General features: G+C 53.3%; 16 protein-coding genes and 4 tRNA genes. 3 read left to right on the top strand and 17 right to left on the bottom strand.

Annotation, left to right across the window (positions count from 1 at the left end; translation table 11 throughout):
* Positions 1–11 precede the first annotated feature (11 nt).
* Positions 12–320, top strand: a complete 309-nt coding sequence (locus tag SK53_RS18480; protein ID WP_010425948.1) for a PTS sugar transporter subunit IIB — start codon at positions 12–14, stop codon at positions 318–320.
* Entirely contained in the window at positions 320–637 is a 318-nt protein-coding gene (locus tag SK53_RS18475) for a PTS lactose/cellobiose transporter subunit IIA (protein WP_003862327.1), read from the top strand. Before SK53_RS18480 ends, SK53_RS18475 begins: the two co-directional genes overlap by 1 nt.
* 56 nt (positions 638–693) lie before the next feature.
* Here the strand turns inward: SK53_RS18475 and rpoC are convergent, their stop codons facing one another.
* The 13 genes from rpoC to SK53_RS18410 all read right to left on the bottom strand — a co-directional run bounded on the left by rpoC (position 694) and on the right by SK53_RS18410 (position 14756).
* Entirely contained in the window at positions 694–4917 is a 4224-nt protein-coding gene (gene rpoC / locus SK53_RS18470) for a DNA-directed RNA polymerase subunit beta' (protein WP_022650200.1), read from the bottom strand.
* A 76-nt stretch (positions 4918–4993) separates the two neighbouring features.
* Positions 4994–9022: a DNA-directed RNA polymerase subunit beta gene (rpoB, locus tag SK53_RS18465; protein ID WP_008503453.1), complete on the bottom strand. Its 4029-nt coding sequence runs from the start codon at positions 9020–9022 to the stop codon at positions 4994–4996.
* A 319-nt stretch (positions 9023–9341) separates the two neighbouring features.
* Positions 9342–9707 carry a 50S ribosomal protein L7/L12 gene (gene rplL / locus SK53_RS18460; RefSeq protein ID WP_002445276.1) on the bottom strand — a complete coding sequence of 122 codons (366 nt, stop codon included), beginning with the start codon at positions 9705–9707 and terminating at the stop codon, positions 9342–9344.
* Positions 9708–9773: 66 nt separating this feature from the next.
* The gene (gene rplJ, locus SK53_RS18455; protein WP_003862338.1) at positions 9774–10271 is read right to left on the bottom strand and encodes a 50S ribosomal protein L10; all 498 of its coding nucleotides are present in this window, start codon (positions 10269–10271) and stop codon (positions 9774–9776) included.
* A gap of 289 nt (positions 10272–10560) precedes the next feature.
* Positions 10561–11265, bottom strand: a complete 705-nt coding sequence (rplA, locus tag SK53_RS18450) for a 50S ribosomal protein L1 (RefSeq protein WP_006810530.1) — start codon at positions 11263–11265, stop codon at positions 10561–10563.
* A gap of 3 nt (positions 11266–11268) precedes the next feature.
* A complete protein-coding gene (gene rplK / locus SK53_RS18445; RefSeq protein ID WP_003862340.1) occupies positions 11269–11697 on the bottom strand; it encodes a 50S ribosomal protein L11 in 429 nt (142 codons plus the stop codon).
* Positions 11698–11853: 156 nt separating this feature from the next.
* Positions 11854–12399, bottom strand: a complete 546-nt coding sequence (gene nusG, locus SK53_RS18440) for a transcription termination/antitermination protein NusG (protein ID WP_003862341.1) — start codon at positions 12397–12399, stop codon at positions 11854–11856.
* 1 nt (position 12400) lies between these two features.
* Positions 12401–12784, bottom strand: a complete 384-nt coding sequence (secE, locus tag SK53_RS18435; RefSeq protein ID WP_003862342.1) for a preprotein translocase subunit SecE — start codon at positions 12782–12784, stop codon at positions 12401–12403.
* 227 nt (positions 12785–13011) lie between these two features.
* A complete protein-coding gene (gene tuf / locus SK53_RS18430; protein ID WP_023323999.1) occupies positions 13012–14196 on the bottom strand; it encodes an elongation factor Tu in 1185 nt (394 codons plus the stop codon).
* 118 nt (positions 14197–14314) lie between these two features.
* Positions 14315–14390, bottom strand: a tRNA-Thr gene (locus SK53_RS18425).
* A 6-nt stretch (positions 14391–14396) separates the two neighbouring features.
* A tRNA-Gly gene (locus SK53_RS18420) sits at positions 14397–14471 on the bottom strand.
* A gap of 116 nt (positions 14472–14587) precedes the next feature.
* Positions 14588–14672: transfer RNA gene (locus tag SK53_RS18415), tRNA-Tyr, on the bottom strand.
* Between the two features lie 8 nt (positions 14673–14680).
* Positions 14681–14756 (bottom strand) — tRNA-Thr (locus SK53_RS18410).
* A 317-nt stretch (positions 14757–15073) separates the two neighbouring features.
* On the opposite strand from SK53_RS18410, the gene coaA reads away from it, so the two are divergent.
* On the top strand, positions 15074–16024 hold the full coding sequence (gene coaA / locus SK53_RS18405) for a type I pantothenate kinase (protein ID WP_015569977.1): 951 nt from the start codon (positions 15074–15076) through the stop codon (positions 16022–16024).
* 42 nt (positions 16025–16066) lie between these two features.
* On the opposite strand, the gene dppF is transcribed toward coaA, so the two are convergent.
* From dppF to dppB, 4 genes are read right to left on the bottom strand one after another with little or no spacing between them, the layout of a single operon-like run.
* Complete coding sequence (gene dppF / locus SK53_RS18400; protein ID WP_022650198.1) at positions 16067–17080, bottom strand: dipeptide ABC transporter ATP-binding subunit DppF; 1014 nt, start codon at positions 17078–17080, stop codon at positions 16067–16069.
* Positions 17077–18060 carry a dipeptide ABC transporter ATP-binding protein gene (dppD, locus tag SK53_RS18395; RefSeq protein WP_022650197.1) on the bottom strand — a complete coding sequence of 328 codons (984 nt, stop codon included), beginning with the start codon at positions 18058–18060 and terminating at the stop codon, positions 17077–17079. Before dppD ends, dppF begins: the two co-directional genes overlap by 4 nt.
* A gap of 10 nt (positions 18061–18070) precedes the next feature.
* The gene (gene dppC / locus SK53_RS18390) at positions 18071–18973 is read right to left on the bottom strand and encodes a dipeptide ABC transporter permease DppC (RefSeq protein WP_003862349.1); all 903 of its coding nucleotides are present in this window, start codon (positions 18971–18973) and stop codon (positions 18071–18073) included.
* A 9-nt stretch (positions 18974–18982) separates the two neighbouring features.
* On the bottom strand, positions 18983–20002 hold the full coding sequence (dppB, locus tag SK53_RS18385) for a dipeptide ABC transporter permease DppB (protein ID WP_006810536.1): 1020 nt from the start codon (positions 20000–20002) through the stop codon (positions 18983–18985).
* Between the last annotated feature and the right edge of the window lie 44 nt (positions 20003–20046).

Here is a 20046-nt window from a genome sequence, read left to right as displayed (position 1 = left end):
CGAGGCTGACTATGAAGAACATCGTTTTATGCTGTGCAGCGGGAATGTCAACCAGCATGCTGGTTCAACGTATGAAAGATGCCGCGCAGAAAAAAGGAGTCGAAGTAACCATTAAAGCCGTTCCGGTCGCGGAGTTCAAAGATAACATCGCGACGGCTGATATCGTATTACTGGGGCCACAGGTCAAATACGAACAGGCAAAACTCCAGGCGCAGGCCGATCCGCTCGGAAAAAAGGTCGCGGTCATCGACATGATGGATTACGGCATGATGAAAGGTGATGCCGTACTGGAAAAAGCGCTCAAACTTCTGGAGTCATAATGGAAGACTTAGAAACCACGATCATGGAACTGCTGGTCAACGCAGGCGCGGCGCGCAGTGCGGCCCTGACGGCGTTGCAGATGGCGCGAAAAGGCGACTTTGACGAAGCCGAGAAAGCGATGGAAGAGTCGCGTGAATATGTGAAACATGCGCATACGATCCAGACGCAGCTTATCGGTCTTGACGAAGGGACAGGAAAACTGCCGGTTAACCTGATCACCGTTCATTCTCAGGACCACCTGATGAACGCGATGGTAATTCAGGATCTGGCGGGCGACATGATTGAGCTTTATCGACGCATCCCGCTGGTAAACTGAAAATGCAGATATAAAAAAACCCGCCGAGGCGGGTTTTTTATTTACGGCATCAACGATTACTCGTTGTCGGAACCGCCCAGACCTGCGTTCAGCAGTTCTGCCAGGCTCGCGGATGCATCTTCGGCAGTCACCTGCGGTGCAGCTGGCAGTTCGCCCGCTGCGCGACGACGCATACGATCCTGGTGGTACGCATAACCGGTACCGGCCGGGATCAGACGACCCACGATAACGTTCTCTTTCAGACCGCGCAGTTCATCACGTTTACCTGCAACAGCCGCTTCGGTCAGGACACGCGTGGTTTCCTGGAACGATGCAGCAGAGATGAAGGACTCGGTTGCCAGAGACGCTTTGGTGATACCCAGCAGATCGCGCGAGAAGGTCGCGCCAATTTTGCCGTTCGCTTCCAGATCGCGGTTAGCGATCTTAACGCGTGAGTATTCAACCTGCTCGCCTTCCAGGAAGTCGGAGCTGCCTGCGTTTTCGATGGTCGCTTTACGCAGCATCTGACGAACGATAACTTCAATGTGTTTATCGTTAATCTTAACGCCTTGCAGACGGTATACATCCTGTACTTCGTTAACGATGTAACGGGTAACAGCATGCACACCACGCAGACGCAGGATGTCGTGCGGCGCTTCTGGACCGTCGGAAACCACGTCACCACGTTCTACGCGTTCACCTTCGAACACGTTGAGCTGACGCCACTTAGGAATCATCTCTTCGTACGGCTCGCTGCCATCTACAGGCGTGATAACCAGACGGCGCTTACCTTTGGTCTCTTTACCGAAGGAGATGATACCGCTGATTTCAGCCAGGATTGCCGGCTCTTTCGGACGACGTGCTTCGAACAGGTCCGCAACGCGTGGCAGACCACCGGTGATGTCCTTGGTACCGCCGGATTCCTGAGGAATACGCGCCAGGGTGTCACCAGAGCTGATCTGTACGCCATCTTCCAGCTGTACAATCGCTTTACCCGGCAGGAAGTACTGCGCAGGCATATCGGTACCAGGGATCAGAACGTCGTTACCCTGAGCATCAACGATTTTCAGTGCAGGACGCAGATCTTTACCGCCGGTAGTACGTTCAGCAGAATCCAGAACCACCAGAGAAGACAGACCGGTCAGCTCGTCGGTCTGACGAGTAATGGTCTGGCCGTCAATCATGTCAGTGAAGCGGATGAAACCACTTACTTCGGTGATAACCGGCATGGTGTGTGGATCCCAGTTTGCAACGGTTTCACCGCCGGCAACCTGCTCGCCATCACCTTTCGCCATAACCGCACCGTAAGGCACTTTATAGCTCTCTTTGGTACGACCGAATTCGTCGATCAGCTTCAGCTCGGTGTTACGTGAAGTGATAACCAGTTTACCGCTGGAGTTCACAACCGACTTCGCGTTGCTGAGCTTGATGCTACCTTTGTTTTTCACCTGGATGCTGGATTCAGCAGCCGCACGAGATGCCGCACCACCGATGTGGAACGTACGCATCGTCAGCTGTGTACCCGGCTCACCGATGGACTGTGCCGCGATAACGCCGATGGCTTCACCTTTGTTGATGATGTGGCCACGCGCCAGGTCACGACCGTAGCAGTGCGCACATACACCAAAGTCGGTGTCACAGGATACAACGGAACGCACCTTCACGGAGTCAACAGAGTTCGCTTCCAGCAGGTCACACCACTGTTCGTGCAGCAGGGTGTTGCGTGGAACCAGAATGTCTGCGGTGCCCGGCTTCAGGATGTCTTCCGCGGTCACACGACCCAGTACGCGATCGCGCAGTGGCTCTTTAACATCACCACCCTCGATAACCGGGGTCATGGTGATACCTTCGAGGGTGCCACAATCGTCTTCGGTCACAACCAGATCCTGCGCAACGTCTACCAGACGACGCGTCAGATAACCGGAGTTCGCGGTTTTCAGTGCGGTATCCGCCAGACCTTTACGCGCACCGTGCGTGGAGATGAAGTACTGGAGTACGTTCAGACCTTCACGGAAGTTCGCGGTGATTGGCGTTTCGATGATGGAGCCATCTGGCTTCGCCATCAGACCACGCATACCTGCCAGCTGACGAATCTGTGCCGCAGAACCACGCGCACCGGAGTCGGCCATCATGTAGATGCTGTTGAAGGAGACCTGCTGCTCTTCTACGCCGTCACGGTTAATCACGGTTTCGGTTTGCAGGTTATCCATCATCGCTTTGGATACACGATCGTTCGCCGCAGCCCAGATATCGATAACTTTGTTGTAACGTTCGCCTGCGGTTACCAGACCAGACTGGAACTGCTCCTGGATTTCAGCAACTTCAGCTTCCGCTTCAGAGATGATCTCGTGTTTCTTCTCTGGGATGACCATGTCATCGATACCAACAGATGCACCTGAACGCGCTGCATAAGCAAAGCCGGTGTACATTGTCTGGTCAGCGAAGATAACGGTCGGCTTCAGACCCAGAATGCGGTAACAGGTGTTCAGCATTTTGGAGATCGCTTTCTTGCCCAGCGCCTGGTTGACGATGGAGAAAGGCAGACCTTTCGGTACGATCATCCACAGAATGGCACGGCCAACGGTCGTGTCTTTCAGGCTGGTGTGCGCAACGAATTCGCCGTTTTCATCTTTTTCGTATTCGGTGATACGCACTTTAACGCGCGCATGCAGAGAGGCCAGGCCAGCGCGATAAATACGCTCAGCTTCTTTAGGGCCAGTCAGCACCATGCCTTCGCCTTTGGCGTTAACACAGTCACGGGTCATGTAGTACAGACCCAGTACAACGTCCTGAGAAGGAACGATGATAGGTTCACCGTTCGCTGGAGACAGGATGTTGTTGGTAGACATCATCAGCGCACGCGCTTCGAGCTGGGCTTCCAGCGTCAGCGGTACGTGAACAGCCATCTGGTCACCATCGAAGTCGGCGTTATAGGCCGCACAAACCAGCGGGTGCAGCTGGATAGCTTTACCTTCGATCAGTACCGGCTCAAAGGCCTGGATACCCAGACGGTGCAGAGTTGGTGCACGGTTCAGCAGTACCGGGTGTTCGCGGATAACTTCGTCCAGGATATCCCAAACGACAGCTTCTTCACGCTCAACCATTTTCTTCGCGGCTTTGATGGTGGTGGCCAGGCCACGCAGCTCCAGCTTGCCGTAGATGAACGGTTTGAACAGCTCCAGTGCCATTTTCTTCGGCAGACCGCACTGATGCAGACGCAGGTATGGACCTACGGTGATTACAGAACGACCGGAGTAGTCAACACGCTTACCGAGCAGGTTCTGACGGAAACGACCCTGCTTACCTTTGATCATGTCGGCCAAAGATTTCAGAGGACGTTTGTTAGAACCGGTGATCGCACGACCGCGACGACCGTTATCCAACAGGGCATCGACTGCTTCCTGAAGCATACGTTTTTCGTTGCGTACGATGATGTCCGGCGCAGCCAGATCCAGCAGACGTTTCAGACGGTTGTTACGGTTGATTACGCGACGGTACAGATCGTTCAGATCTGACGTTGCGAAACGACCACCATCCAGCGGAACCAGCGGACGCAGATCTGGCGGCAGAACCGGCAGAACGGTCAGAATCATCCACTCTGGTTTGTTACCAGACTGAACGAACGCTTCCAGCAGTTTGATACGCTTGGTCAGCTTTTTACGCTTGGTTTCGGAGTTGGTTTCGTTCAGCTCTTCGCGCAGAGTTTCACACTCTTGCTCCAGATCCATGCTCTTCAGCAGGGCCTGGATAGCTTCCGCACCCATCTTCGCGTCGAATTCGTCACCGAACTCTTCCAGCGCGTCCAGATACTGTTCTTCGGTCAGGATCTGGTTACGTTCCAGATTGGTCATCCCGCCTTCGATAACCACATAAGATTCGAAGTACAGAACACGTTCGATATCGCGCAGCGGCATATCCAGCAGCAGACCGATACGGGACGGCAGAGATTTCAGGAACCAGATGTGAGCGGTCGGAGACGCCAGCTCGATGTGGCCCATACGCTCACGGCGTACTTTGGTCTGGGTCACTTCAACGCCACACTTCTCACAGATCACACCACGGTGTTTCAGGCGCTTGTACTTACCGCACAGGCACTCGTAATCTTTTACTGGCCCGAAAATACGCGCACAGAAAAGGCCGTCACGCTCAGGTTTGAACGTACGGTAGTTAATGGTTTCCGGCTTTTTAACTTCACCGAAAGACCATGAACGGATCATGTCTGGCGAAGCCAGAGCAATTTTGATCGCATCAAACTCTTCGGTTTTAGTTTGCGCTTTCAGAAACTTTAATAAGTCTTTCACGGATTTGCTCCCGTCGGAGTTAGCACACTCTGCTGTCGGGCGTTAACCCGACAGCAGTGACCTGTTTGAGCGAGAATTACTCGTCTTCCAGTTCGATGTTGATACCCAGCGAACGAATCTCTTTCAACAGTACGTTGAAGGATTCTGGCATGCCCGGCTCCATCTGATGGTTGCCGTCTACGATGTTTTTATACATCTTAGTACGACCGTTCACGTCATCAGACTTAACGGTGAGCATTTCCTGCAAGGTGTATGCTGCGCCGTATGCTTCCAGCGCCCACACTTCCATCTCCCCGAAGCGCTGACCACCGAACTGAGCCTTACCACCCAGCGGCTGCTGAGTAACCAGGCTGTAAGAACCGGTAGAACGAGCGTGCATCTTGTCGTCGACCAGGTGGTTCAGTTTCAGCATGTACATGTAACCTACGGTTACCGGACGCTCGAACTGTTCACCGGTACGGCCGTCAAACAGCGTAATCTGACCAGACGTTGGCAGACCACCCAGTTGCAGCAGCTCTTTGATTTCAGCTTCTTTTGCACCGTCGAATACCGGCGTTGCAATTGGCATACCTTTGCGCAGGTTCTCTGCCAGACGCAGCACTTCTTCATCGCTGAAGGTGTTCAGGTCGACTTTCTGACGAACGTCGGTACCCAGATCATAGGCACGCTGGATGAACTCGCGCAGTTTCGCGACTTCCTGCTGCTGTTTCAGCATGGCGTTGATCTTATCGCCGATACCTTTCGCAGCCATACCCAGGTGGGTTTCCAGAATCTGACCGATGTTCATACGAGACGGTACGCCCAGTGGGTTCAGTACGATATCTACCGGCGTACCGTTAGCATCGTGCGGCATATCTTCGATCGGGTTGATCTTAGAGATAACACCCTTGTTACCGTGACGACCTGCCATCTTATCACCAGGCTGGATCTGACGTTTAACAGCCAGATACACCTTAACAATCTTCAGCACGCCTGGTGCCAGATCGTCGCCCTGAGTGATTTTACGGCGTTTCGCTTCGAGTTTTTTCTCGAACTCGTGTTTCAGTTCGTCATACTGCTCAGCCAGTTGTTCCAGCTGATTCTGTTTCTCTTCGTCGGTCAGGCCCAGTTCCAGCCAGCGATCGCGTGGCAGTTTGTCGAGCTTCTCAGCTTCAACGCCACCGGCAACCAGCACCGCATAGATACGGCTGAACAGACCTGCTTCGAGGATTTGCAGTTCTTCAGACAGGTCTTTCTTAGCCTGTTTGAGCTGCATCTCTTCGATTTCCAGCGCACGCTTATCTTTCTCAACGCCATCACGAGTGAAGACCTGAACGTCGATAACCGTACCGGAAACACCGTTTGGTACGCGCAGAGAAGAGTCTTTAACGTCAGACGCTTTCTCACCGAAGATAGCACGCAGCAGTTTCTCTTCTGGCGTCAGCTGGGTTTCACCTTTCGGCGTCACCTTACCTACCAGAATATCACCGCCGGTGACTTCCGCACCGATGTAAACAATACCGGATTCATCCAGTTTGGAGAGCGCAGCTTCACCCACGTTAGGGATGTCGGCAGTGATCTCTTCTGGCCCCAGCTTGGTGTCACGGGACACACATGCCAGTTCCTGAATGTGGATGGTGGTGAAACGATCTTCCTGAACCACACGCTCTGAGACGAGGATGGAGTCTTCGAAGTTGTAACCGTTCCACGGCATGAACGCTACGCGCATGTTCTGACCGAGCGCCAGTTCACCGAGGTCGGTGGACGGACCATCTGCCAGCACGTCGCCGCGCTCAACTGGCTCACCCAGAGACACACATGGCATCTGGTTGATACAGGTGTTCTGGTTAGAGCGGGTGTATTTGGTCAGGTTGTAGATGTCGATACCCGCTTCGCCCGGATACATCTCGTCTTCGTTAACTTTGATAACGATACGGGATGCGTCAACGTACTGAACGGTACCGCCACGCTTAGCAACTGCTGTAACACCGGAGTCAACGGCAACAGCACGTTCCATACCGGTACCAACCAGCGGCTTGTCAGCACGCAGAGTTGGAACGGCCTGACGTTGCATGTTCGCACCCATCAATGCACGGTTGGCGTCATCGTGTTCCAGGAACGGGATCAGGGACGCACCGACGGATACCACCTGCTGAGTGGATACGTCCATGTAGTCAACCTGGTCGCGGCTGAACAAGCTGGATTCGCCTTTGCTACGGCAGGTAACCAGATCTTCTACAAAGTGGCCTTCGTCATCCAGGTTGGAGTTCGCCTGAGCGATAACGTAGTTGCCTTCTTCGATAGCAGACAGGTAATGAATTTCGTCAGTAACAACACCGTCGGTCACTTTACGATACGGGGTCTCGAGGAAACCGTATTCGTTCGTCTGTGCGTACACGGACAGGGAGTTGATCAGACCGATGTTTGGACCTTCAGGCGTTTCGATTGGACATACGCGACCGTAGTGAGTCGGGTGTACGTCTCGAACTTCAAAGCCTGCGCGTTCACGGGTCAGACCGCCTGGGCCGAGTGCGGAGATACGACGTTTGTGCGTGATCTCAGACAGCGGGTTGTTCTGGTCCATGAACTGAGACAGCTGGCTGGAACCGAAGAACTCTTTCACTGCCGCAGAAATCGGCTTGGCGTTGATCATATCCTGAGGCATCAGGGTATCCAGATCGCCCAGAGACAGACGCTCTTTCACCGCACGCTCTACACGTACCAGGCCAACGCGGAACTGGTTTTCCGCCATTTCGCCTACGGAACGGATACGACGGTTGCCGAGGTGGTCGATATCGTCCACTTCGCCTTTACCGTTACGGATATCGATGAGCTTCTTCATCACTTCAATGATGTCGTCTTTGCTCAGGATACCGGAACCTTCGATTTCGTCGCGCAGCAGAGAACGGTTGAACTTCATACGACCAACCGCGGACAGATCGTAGCGGTCTTCGGAGAAGAACAGGTTCTCGAACAGGCTTTCAGCCGCTTCGCGAGTTGGTGGCTCACCAGGACGCATCATGCGGTAGATTTCGACCAGCGCGCTCAGACGATCGTTGGTTGGGTCGACGCGTACAGTCTCAGAGATGTACGGACCGTGGTCCAGATCGTTGGTGAACAGCGTTTCGATACGTTTGTGGCCAGCCTGGCTCAGCTTAGCCAGCAGATCCAGGCTCAGCTCCATGTTCGCCGGGCAGATCAGCTCGCCAGTTGATTCATCAACGTAATCTTTCGCGGCTACTTTTCCTGCAATGTATTCAACCGGAACTTCGATGTGTTTGATATCATCTTTTTCCAGCTGGCGGATGTGGCGCGCGGTGATACGGCGACCTTTTTCCACATACACTTTGCCGTCGGCTTCGATGTCGAACGACGCGGTCTCACCACGCAGACGTTCCGGCACCAACTCCATCTGCAACTTGTTGTCGCGGATTTCAAAGATCACTTTCTCAAAGAACAGGTCCAGGATCTGCTCAGTGGTATAGTTCAGTGCACGCAGAATGATGGTTGCAGGCAGCTTACGACGACGGTCGATACGGACAAACAGGTTGTCTTTTGGATCGAATTCGAAGTCCAGCCATGAACCACGGTAAGGAATGATGCGTGCGTTATACAGTACTTTACCGGAAGAGTGCGTTTTACCTTTATCGCTGTCGAAGAAGACGCCCGGGCTACGGTGCAGCTGGGAAACGATAACACGCTCAGTACCGTTGATAACGAAAGTACCGTTGTCCGTCATGAGTGGAATTTCACCCATGTAGACTTCTTGTTCTTTAATATCTTTTACGGTGCCTTCCGGCGCTTCGCGCTCGTAGATCACCAGACGCAGTTTTACGCGCAGCGGTGCGGAATAGGTCACGCCACGGATCTGACATTCCTGAACGTCAAACACCGGTTCGCCAAGGCGGTAGCTGACGTACTGCAGCTCGGAATTACCGCTGTAGCTCTGAATCGGGAACACGGAACGGAAGGCTGCTTCCAGGCCGTACTGCCCTTCAGGATCTTGCTCGATAAACTTCTGGAACGAGTCAAGCTGGATAGAAAGGAGATATGGAATGTCCAGAACTTGTGGACGTTTACCAAAATCCTTACGAATACGTTTTTTCTCGGTATAGGAGTAAACCATAGGGTTCCTCAGCTCGCTGACAAGTCGACCCATCTGTCCGACGAAGGGACAGTTTGTGCAACACCATTTTGTGGACCGGAAAATTGAATACTTTCCGCAATACCTGTTGCTATCACGCTTAAACCATTTCATTGCGATTTACACAGAGCGAGCACCCTGTCGCAGTATATTAAGTCGTCGATAGAAACAAGCATTGTCAGGACAACCAGCAGTCAAACAGTGTGAAATGCTGCTGATGCCTTACAGCGCAAAAAGGCTGGTGACTAAAAAGTCACCAGCCATCAGCCTAATTGCTTAGGCTGCAACCAGAAAAGTTGGCTTATTTAACTTCAACTTCAGCGCCAGCTTCTTCCAGAGATTTTTTCAGTGCTTCTGCGTCGTCTTTGCTCACGCCTTCTTTCAGCGCAGCTGGAGCAGATTCTACCAGGTCTTTAGCTTCTTTCAGACCCAGGCCAGTTGCGCCACGTACTGCTTTGATTACAGCAACTTTGTTCGCGCCAGCAGCTTTCAGAATTACGTCGAATTCAGTTTTTTCTTCAGCAGCTTCAGCCGGGCCCGCAGCTACAGCTACAGCAGCAGCAGCAGAAACACCGAATTTTTCTTCCATTGCAGAAACCAGCTCTACAACGTCCATTACGGACATAGCTGCTACTGCTTCAATGATTTGATCTTTAGTGATAGACATTTAAATTGTTCCTGAAAATCAGAATAAGTTTATACGTAAGCAAATGCTTTATAAAGATAACTGCGATTAAGCAGCTTCTTTCGCATCGCGTACAGCAGCCAGAGTGCGAACCAGTTTGCCAGCCGCAGCTTCTTTCATGGTTGCCATCAGGCGTGCAATTGCTTCTTCGTAGGTCGGCAGGGTTGCCAGGCGATCGATTTGCGATGCCGGGATCAACTCACCTTCAAAGGCTGCAGCTTTGACCTCAAATTTTGCATTCGCTTTCGCGAACTCTTTGAACAGACGAGCAGCAGCGCCCGGGTGTTCCATAGAGTATGCAATCAGGGTCGGACCAACAAACGTGTCTTTCAGGCACTCGAACTGAGTACCTTCAACTACGCGACGCAGCAGGGTGTTACGAACAACACGCATGTATACGCCAGCTTCACGACCTGCTTTACGCAGTTCAGTCATTTTGTCTACAGTAACGCCACGGGAATCCGCAACTACTGCAGACAGCGCGCCTTTGGCTACTTCGCTGACTTCAGCAACAATCGCTTGTTTGTCTTGAAGATTTAAAGCCATTAGCTTTGCTCCTGGATGTTTGCCGGAACTCATGTTCCGGAACTCACTTCACTCGACCCAACGGGAAGAGCGTCTTAATACGGTGAGCAGAAACAAGCCAGAGTATTTAAAATAATCTTAGCGTTCTGTCACCGTCTACGCAGGGGATTAAGTTTCTTGCGAAACACCTGCGGTCTTCGACGGAGGCCTGGATAGGCCAGGCTCCAACGAACAATTCTTTTAGCCGCTAACTTTTGTTAGCAAACGTGGGGGTAAGATTGTAGACAAAATCACCGCCCACGTAAAGGCATTAGTTTGCAGCAGCGCTCAGGCCAGCCTGGTCAACTGCAACACCTGCACCCATGGTGGTGGAGATGCTAACTTTCTTGATGTACACGCCTTTCGCCTGAGTTGGTTTTGCTTTTTTCAGCGCAACCAGCAGAGCTTCCAGGTTTTCTTTCAGTTTGTCAGCGTCAAAGTCCACTTTACCGATGGTGGTGTGGATGATGCCGTTTTTGTCGTTACGGTAACGAACCTGACCTGCTTTAGCGTTCTTAACTGCTTCAGCAACGTTAGGAGTTACAGTACCCACTTTCGGGTTTGGCATCAGGCCGCGTGGACCCAGAACCTGGCCCAGCTGGCCAACAACGCGCATTGCATCTGGAGAAGCAATAACAACGTCAAAGTTCATTTCGCCTTTCTTGATCTGATCAGCCAGATCTTCCATACCTACCAGTTCAGCGCCGGCAGCTTTAGCAGCTTCAGCGTTTGCACCCTGAGCAAATACAGCTACGCGTACGGAACGGCCAGTACCGTGTGGCAGTACAGTTGCGCCACGAACGTTCTGATCGGATTTACGAGCGTCGATGCCCAGGTTAACGGCAACGTCAACGCTTTCAACGAACTTAGCAGTTGCCAGTTCTTTCAGCAGAGCGATAGCTTCGTTGATGTCGTACTGTTTGGTCGCATCAACTTTGTCACGGATCACGGACATGCGCTTGGTCAGTTTAGCCATTTCTTAGTCCTCCACTACCAGGCCCATGGAACGTGCAGTACCTTCGATGGAGCGAGTCATCGCTTCAATGTCGGAACCAGTCATGTCGGCAGCTTTGGTCTGCGCGATTTCCTGCAACTGAGCGCGGGAAATTTTACCCACTTTGTCTTTGTTCGGCTTACCGGAACCAGACTTGATGCCCGCTGCTTTCTTCAGCAGAACTGCTGCTGGAGGGGTTTTGGTAACGAAAGTGAAAGAACGGTCAGCGTAAACAGTGATTACAACTGGGATTGGCAGACCTTTCTCCATGGATTCAGTTTTGGCGTTGAACGCTTTACAGAATTCCATGATGTTCACACCCTGCTGACCCAGAGCTGGACCAACTGGTGGACTTGGGTTCGCCATACCTGCTGCAACCTGCAGCTTGACGTAGGCTTGTACTTTCTTAGCCATTCTAAAATCCTCTGATTGGGTAATAACGCCTCGGAGAGGCTCCCCGTGAATAAAATTCGTTTTACGGGTCGGAACCCATAAAAACAAAAGGCGCGAAATTGTATTCCAATCTCGCGCCCTGTGCAACGATTAAATCGTCGCTTTTTTGATCGCTGCTTAGGCTTTTTCTACCTGAGCAAAGTCCAGCTCTACCGGGGTCGCACGACCAAAGATAGAAACGGAAACTTTCAGGCGAGACTTCTCGTAGTCCACTTCTTCGACGACGCCATTAAAGTCAGCAAACGGACCGTCGTTAACACGAACCATCTCACCCGGTTCAAACAGCGTTTTCGGACGCGGTTTATCACCCACCTGCTGGAGGCGGTTCATAATCGCATCAACTTCTTTGTCGCTGATTGGCGCCGGACGGTCAGATGTGCCGCCGATAAAGCCCATCACGCGTGGTACGCTGCGCACCAGGTGCCAGCTCGCGTCGTTCATCACCATCTGAACCAGCACGTAACCCGGGAAGAATTTACGTTCGCTTTTGCGACGTTGGCCGCCACGGATCTCAACCACTTCTTCGGTCGGAACCATAACTTCGCCAAATAACTCTTCCATATTGTGTAATTTGATATGCTCACGCAGCGACGTAGCTACGCGGCCTTCAAAACCGGAAAACGCCTGAACGACGTACCAGCGCTTTTTAGGGGCTTCAGACATCTCAGAACCTCAGGCCAGTGATAAAGGATACCAGGCGAACCAGAATACCATCCAGTCCCCACAGGATCAGTGACATTACAGCGGTTACCGCCGCTACAATCAGCGTGGTGTGCAATGTTTCCTGGCGAGTCGGCCAAATGACCTTGCGGACTTCGGTACGCGCTTCGCGGGCAAACGCAACGGTCGCTTTGCCTTTCGTCGTCAACAGCGCGACACCACCCGCCGCAGCAATCAGAATTACCACTGCAAGCGCGCGTAGCGGCAGCATCATGTCACGATAAAGATAGTTGCCGACAATCGCCACAATCAGCAGCACGGCTACAACTACCCATTTCATCGCTTCCAGGCCGCGCCCGCTCCCTTGAGCTTCGGTATTCGCACTCATAAACCAACCTGTCAGAAGTATTCTACAAACATTTTCACCCCGCGAGTGCGAGGCAAACCAATCGAAATGCTATTCGCTTTTCGTATTATACGCTCTCCGCAGAGCCTGTCTCAGCAATGATTATGACAAAATTAATCACTGATGAGCCAGGTTCTGATGTGAAAGCGTGCAAAAAGGGCATCAAATGATGCCCTTTTATTGCGCATTGCGTCAAATGTTATCAGCGATTAGCCGAGAACTTTAGCAACAACGCCCGCGCCAACGGTACGGCCGCCTTCACGGATTGCGAAACGCAGACCGTCGTCCATCGCGATTGGGTGGATCAGAGTCACAACCATCTTGATGTTGTCGCCTGGCATTACCATCTCTACGCCTTCTGGCAGTTCGATGGTACCGGTCACGTCAGTTGTACGGAAGTAGAACTGTGGACGGTAGCCTTTGAAGAACGGAGTATGACGGCCGCCTTCGTCTTTGGACAGAATGTACACTTCAGATTCGAACTTGGTGTGTGGCTTGATTGAGCCTGGCTTCGCCAGAACCTGACCACGTTCGATTTCTTCACGTTTGATACCACGCAGCAGAACACCAACGTTCTCACCAGCACGGCCTTCGTCCAGCAGTTTGCGGAACATTTCAACGCCAGTACAGGTAGACTTCGCAGTCTCTTTGATACCAACGATTTCAACTTCTTCACCAACTTTGATGATACCGCGCTCTACACGACCGGTAACAACGGTACCACGACCGGAGATGGAGAATACGTCTTCGATTGGCAGCAGGAATGGCTTGTCAATCGCACGCTCTGGTTCTGGGATGTAAGAATCCAGGAAGCCAGCCAGTTCGATGATTTTCGCTTCCCACTCTGCATCGCCTTCCAGCGCTTTCAGCGCGGAACCACGAACGATTGGAGTGTCGTCGCCTGGGAAATCGTACTGAGACAGCAGTTCACGAACTTCCATCTCTACCAGTTCCAGCAGCTCTTCGTCATCAACCATGTCGCACTTGTTCAGGAACACGATGATGTAAGGAACGCCTACCTGACGACCCAGCAGGATGTGCTCACGAGTCTGAGGCATAGGGCCGTCAGTCGCAGCAACAACCAGGATCGCGCCGTCCATCTGCGCAGCACCGGTGATCATGTTTTTAACATAGTCGGCGTGGCCTGGGCAGTCTACGTGTGCGTAGTGGCGAGTCGGGGTGTCATACTCAACGTGAGAAGTGTTGATGGTGATACCACGAGCTTTTTCTTCTGGTGCGTTATCGATCTGGTCGAAAGCACGAGCAGCACCGCCGTAGGTTTTAGCCAGTACGGTAGTGATTGCAGCGGTCAGCGTTGTTTTACCATGGTCAACGTGGCCGATAGTACCGACGTTAACGTGCGGTTTTGTACGTTCAAACTTTTCTTTAGACATCGATTGTCCCTCTAAGACACGGATAAATCGGTGATATCACCACATCAACCAGGCGAAAATGCCTGAACTGTTGAATACATTTACATTGAAACAGAGAGAAAGGGAGGGAGAAGTGAAGTGGTGCTGATACCCAGAGTCGAACTGGGGACCTCACCCTTACCAAGGGTGCGCTCTACCAACTGAGCCATATCAGCACGTATTGGAGCGGGCAGCGGGAATCGAACCCGCATCATCAGCTTGGAAGGCTGAGGTAATAGCCATTATACGATGCCCGCATCCTGAAACTCGGCTACCCAGTTCTTTCTGTAACAAAAAAAGAGATTTCTCTCTTTTCTGTTCGAGCTGGTCAATTTTTCCAACCAGCTCCGGCGGCGTTGACGCTGCCAGAAAGTGGTGGTGGGGGAAGGATTCGAACCTTCGAAGTCTGTGACGGCAGATTTACAGTCTGCTCCCTTTGGCCGCTCGGGAACCCCACCGGACTTGATGGTGCCGACTACCGGAATCGAACTGGTGACCTACTGATTACAAGTCAGTTGCTCTACCTACTGAGCTAAGTCGGCATCAAGTAGCGCGCATTCTATGGAGACCTGCGCAGTCATGCAACTAAAAAATTGCATAAAACGTTCTTTCGCTCACATTTTATTCGAAACCAGGGCTAACCGCTGTAAATTCATCCGCTCACGGTTAAAAATTCAACATGAACGCCTGATTTCGGCACGCTATAGCCCCACGTGATACCTGCCCGGTTAAGCATCGCTTTCCCATATTTTTTCTTATTATTCCTCTCATCTGGTGTTAACCTCCTGCCCATTGTCCAAAATTAACTATGTGATGAGCCCGCACCCGCCGTTTCGTGATGGTTCACAGAAGCATGCTTATGAGCAAAAAAGAGCAAACGTTAATGACGCCCTATCTTCAGTTTAACCGTAGCCAGTGGGCAGCCCTGCGTGACTCCGTCCCTATGACACTGACGGAAGGTGAAATCGCACGGCTAAAAGGGATAAACGAAGATCTCTCCCTGGAAGAGGTGGCAGAAATCTATCTCCCCCTCTCTCGCTTGCTTAACTTCTATATCAGCTCCAATTTGCGTCGTCAGGCCGTCCTGGAACAGTTTCTCGGCACGAACGGTCAACGTATTCCTTATATCATCAGTATTGCGGGCAGCGTGGCAGTGGGTAAAAGTACCACCGCGCGCGTGCTTCAGGCGCTGCTGAGCCGCTGGCCGGAACACCGCAGCGTGGAGCTGATCACCACAGACGGCTTCCTGCATCCCAACGAGGTGTTGAAAGAACGCGGCCTGATGAAAAAGAAGGGCTTCCCGCTCTCTTATGATATGCACCGCCTGGTAAAGTTTGTTTCAGATCTAAAATCGGGCGTACCTCACGTTACCGCGCCGGTTTACTCGCATCTGATCTACGACCGCATCCCGGATGGCGACAAAACGGTTGTGCAGCCCGACATCCTGATTCTGGAAGGCTTAAACGTCCTGCAAAGCGGGATGGATTACCCTCACGATCCGCATCATGTGTTTGTCTCTGACTTTGTCGATTTCTCAATCTATGTCGATGCGCCGGAAGATTTGCTGCAACGCTGGTATATCAACCGCTTCCTGAAGTTCCGCGAAGGGGCGTTCACCGACCCGGATTCCTACTTCCACAACTACGCCCAGCTCTCTGAAGAAGAGGCTATCAGCGTGGCGACCGGGCTGTGGAATGAGATCAACTACGTCAACCTCAAAGAGAACATCCTGCCGACGCGCGAACGCGCAAGCCTGATCCTCACCAAGAGTGAGAAACACGCCGTCGACCAGATTCGTTTACGGAAGTAGACCTCAGACGTAAAAAAACCGGCTTATCGCCGGTTTTTTTATTTATGCATGCGGCTTTTCGCCGTTTTCATCCTGATCGACCGCGAAGCAGGCCACCAGCTGTCCACCATAATCCTTTAGCTGTGGCTGCAACTGCGTACACGGACCGAAGCGGCGACGGCAGCGGGCGTTAAACGCACATCCCGGCGGCGGGTTAAGCGGGCTTGGCAACTCACCGGTCAGCTTAATGCGCTCCCGGCGGTCATCCGGGTTCAGCCGCGGCGTCGCAGACAGCAGTGCCTGGGTATACGGATGACGCGGGTTAGTAAAGATCTGATCTTTCGTCCCCTTCTCCACGCAGCGTCCCAGATACATCACCATCACCTCATCGGCAATGTGCTCGACCACGGACAGGTCATGGGAGATGAAGACGTACGACAGTCCCAGATCCTGCTGTAAATCCATCATCAGGTTAAGCACCTGCGCGCGAACGGACACGTCAAGCGCTGAGACCGGCTCATCGGCAATCACCACGTCCGGGTCAAGCATCAGCCCACGAGCGATGGCAATACGCTGACGCTGACCACCAGAGAACATATGCGGGTAGCGATCGTAATGCTCGGTTTTAAGCCCCACCTTCGCCATCATCGCCAGCGCTTTTTCACGACGCTGCTCTTTGCTCAGATTGCTGTTAATCAGCAGCGGTTCTTCCAGAATCTGCCCCACTTTTTTACGCGGGTTTAAAGAACCGTACGGGTTCTGGAACACAATCTGGATTTTCTGGCGACGCAGCTTCTGCGCCTGCGGATCGTGCTTGAGCAGATCCTGGCCCTGATAGTAAAGCTCGCCGCCGGTTGGCGTTTCAATCATCGTCAGCAGACGGCCCAGCGTGGATTTCCCACAGCCCGACTCCCCGACGACCGCCAGCGTTTTACCGCGTTCAAGGCTGAAGGAGACGCCGTCCAGCGCTTTTACCAGGCGCTCGGGGGCAAAAATCCCCTTCTTCACCGGGTAATGTTTTTTCAGGTCGATAGCCTGCAACAGCGGCTGTTGCGTGGTGGCCTGGTGCGTACTCATAGTGTTGGCCTCCCGGCATCATCGAGTGGGTAGTGGCATTTTGACTGCCGACCATCGGCCAGCAGATTCAGCTCTGGCTCCTCGGCGCGGCATTTATCCGTCGCATACGGGCAGCGCGGATTCAGCAGGCAGCCCTGCGGACGGTCATATTTACCCGGAACCACACCCGGCAGTGACGCCAGACGCGCTTTGTCCTGGGCAAACTCCGGCAGCGCACGCAGCAACGCCTGCGTATACGGATGACGCGGCGCGCGGAAGATATCGTGCGAACTTCCGGTCTCCACCACCTGACCCGCGTACATCACGATGATTTTGTGCGCCGCTTCCGCCACCAGCGCCAGATCGTGCGTAATCAGCACCAGCGCCATGTTCTCTTTCTGCTGCAGCTCCAGCAGCAGCTCGATGATCTGTGCCTGGATGGTCACGTCAAGCGCCGTCGTCGGTTCATCCGCAATCAGCAGCTTTGGCCGACAGGCAATCGCCATGGCGATCATCACGCGCTGGCTCATCCCGCCTGAAAGCTGGTGCGGGTAAACGTCCAGACGCGATGCTGGGTCAGGTATCCCCACCTGGTTCAGCAGATCGATAGCACGCTGGCGACGGGTTTTCTTATTCCCACCCTGATGCACCTTAATCGCTTCCATAATCTGGAAACCCACGGTGTAGCATGGGTTCAGGCTGGTCATGGGGTCCTGGAAGATCATCGCCACTTCCGCGCCCACCAGCTGGCGGCGCTGTTTTTCGGAAATACGCTTCAGATCCTGACCGTTGAACTCCAGATTTTCCGCCATCACGCGGCCGGGGTAGTCAATCAGCCCCATAATCGCCAGCGAACTCACTGACTTACCGGAGCCCGACTCTCCTACAATCCCGACCACTTCGCCCTGATTAACGCTGTAGCTGATACGGTCCACGGCGCGAAACGGTGTGCCTTCGTCGCCAAAGTGCACGGATAATTTATTTACATTTAATAACGCCATCTCGTGCCTCTTACTGCTTCAGTTTGGGATCAAGTGCATCACGCAGACCATCACCCATCAGGTTAAATGCCAGCACCGTCAGCAGAATCGCCAGACCCGGGAAGGTGACGACCCACCAGGCGCTTTGCGCGAACTGCAACACGTCGGAGAGCATGGTGCCCCACTCCGGTGTTGGCGGCTGCGCACCCATGCCAAGGAAGCCAAGAGCGGCCATATCAAGAATGGCGTTAGAGAAACCGAGCGACGCCTGAACAATCAGCGGCGCAAGGCAGTTTGGGAAGATATTGATAAACATCTGACGCATCGCACCGGCACCCGCCACGCGAGAGGCGGTAACGTAGTCGCGGTTCACTTCCACCAGCACCGCCGCACGGGTCAGACGCACATAGTGCGGTAGCGCAACAAACGTCAGCGCAAGCGCGGCGTTACCAATCGACGGACCGAAGATCGCCACCAGCACCAGCGCCAGCAGCAGGCTTGGCAATGCCAGCATAATGTCGACGACGCGCATGATGATGTTATCAACAATGCCGCCGAAGTAGCCTGCCACCAGGCCGAGTACGATCCCCATGATCAGCGACAGTACGACAACGAGGCAGCCAACCAGCAGCGACAGGCGTGCGCCGTACATCAGGCGCGAAAGCACATCGCGACCCACGTCGTCGGTGCCCAGCAGGTGCGCCAGGCTTCCGCCGTCCTGCCATGCAGGAGGTGCCAGCAGCGCATCGCGGAACTGATCAGCCGGGTTATACGGCGCAAGGACGTTCGCAAACACCGCAATCAGGATCATGATGGAAACATACACCAGCCCGACGACCGCGCCTTTGTTGCGCTTGAAGTAGTGCCAGAATTCCTGCATCGGCGTCATTGGCACCGGTGCGGTGACCACTTTATTTTGAGTAACTTGTGACATGATGGCCCCTTACTTCTTATGACGAATACGCGGGTTCACCACGCCGTACAGCAAATCGACCAGCAGGTTGACGAGAATAATCATCGTCGCGACCAGCAGTACACCGCCCTGCACAACCGGATAGTCACGGCGTTGCAGCGCATCAATCAGCCAGCGTCCAAGACCCGGCCAGGAGAAGATGGTTTCGGTCAGGATCGCCCCCGCCAGCAGCGTACCGACCTGCAAACCGATAACGGTTACCACCGGCAGCATAGCGTTTCGCAGGGCATGAATGATGATGACGCGCATACGGGTCAGGCCTTTAGCGCGGGCAGTACGAATATAATCCTCGCCCAGCACTTCCAGCATGGAGGAACGGGTCATACGCACGATCACCGCCAGAGGGATGGTGCCCAACACCATTGCAGGCAGGATCATGTGCGCAACCGCATCAATGAAGTTGCCCTCTTCGCCCCAGATCGCTGTATCAATCAGCATAAAGCCGGTTAACGGATTGGTGTCGTCAAGGAAAACCATATCGCTGACGCGTCCGGAGACCGGCGTCAGGTTCCACTGCACCGAGACCAGCATGATCAGCATCATGCCCCACCAGAAGATAGGCATGGAGTAGCCGGTCAGTGCCAGGCCAACAGCGGTGTGGTCAAAAATAGAGCCACGTTTAACGGCAGCCAGTACGCCAACGGGGATCCCTACCGCGGTCGCGAAGATCATGGCGCAGATACCGAGTTCCAGCGTCGCTTTAAAGCGAGGTACGAACTCGTCCCACACCGGAAGACGGCTTTTCAGTGAAATCCCTAAATCGCCGTGCAACACGCCCCAGATATAGTGGAGATACTGCTGCCACATCGGCTTATCAAGGCCGAGTTCAGCCAGCAGTTGCGCATGACGTTCAGGGGAGATACCACGCTCGCCCGCCATAATCATCACCGGATCACCCGGGATCATATGGACGAAGGCAAAAGTGAGAAGGGTGATACCGATAAACGTCGGGATAACCAGTCCCAGACGTCGGAGGATGAACTGCAACATAACCCGGATTCTCTCTGATGACGCACACTCAGTGGCGTGACGTC

This window comes from Enterobacter sp. MGH119 (assembly GCF_001037675.1).
Classification (GTDB): Bacteria; Pseudomonadota; Gammaproteobacteria; order Enterobacterales; family Enterobacteriaceae; genus Enterobacter; species Enterobacter hormaechei_C.
This window is presented reverse-complemented; position numbering and strand designations above follow the sequence as displayed.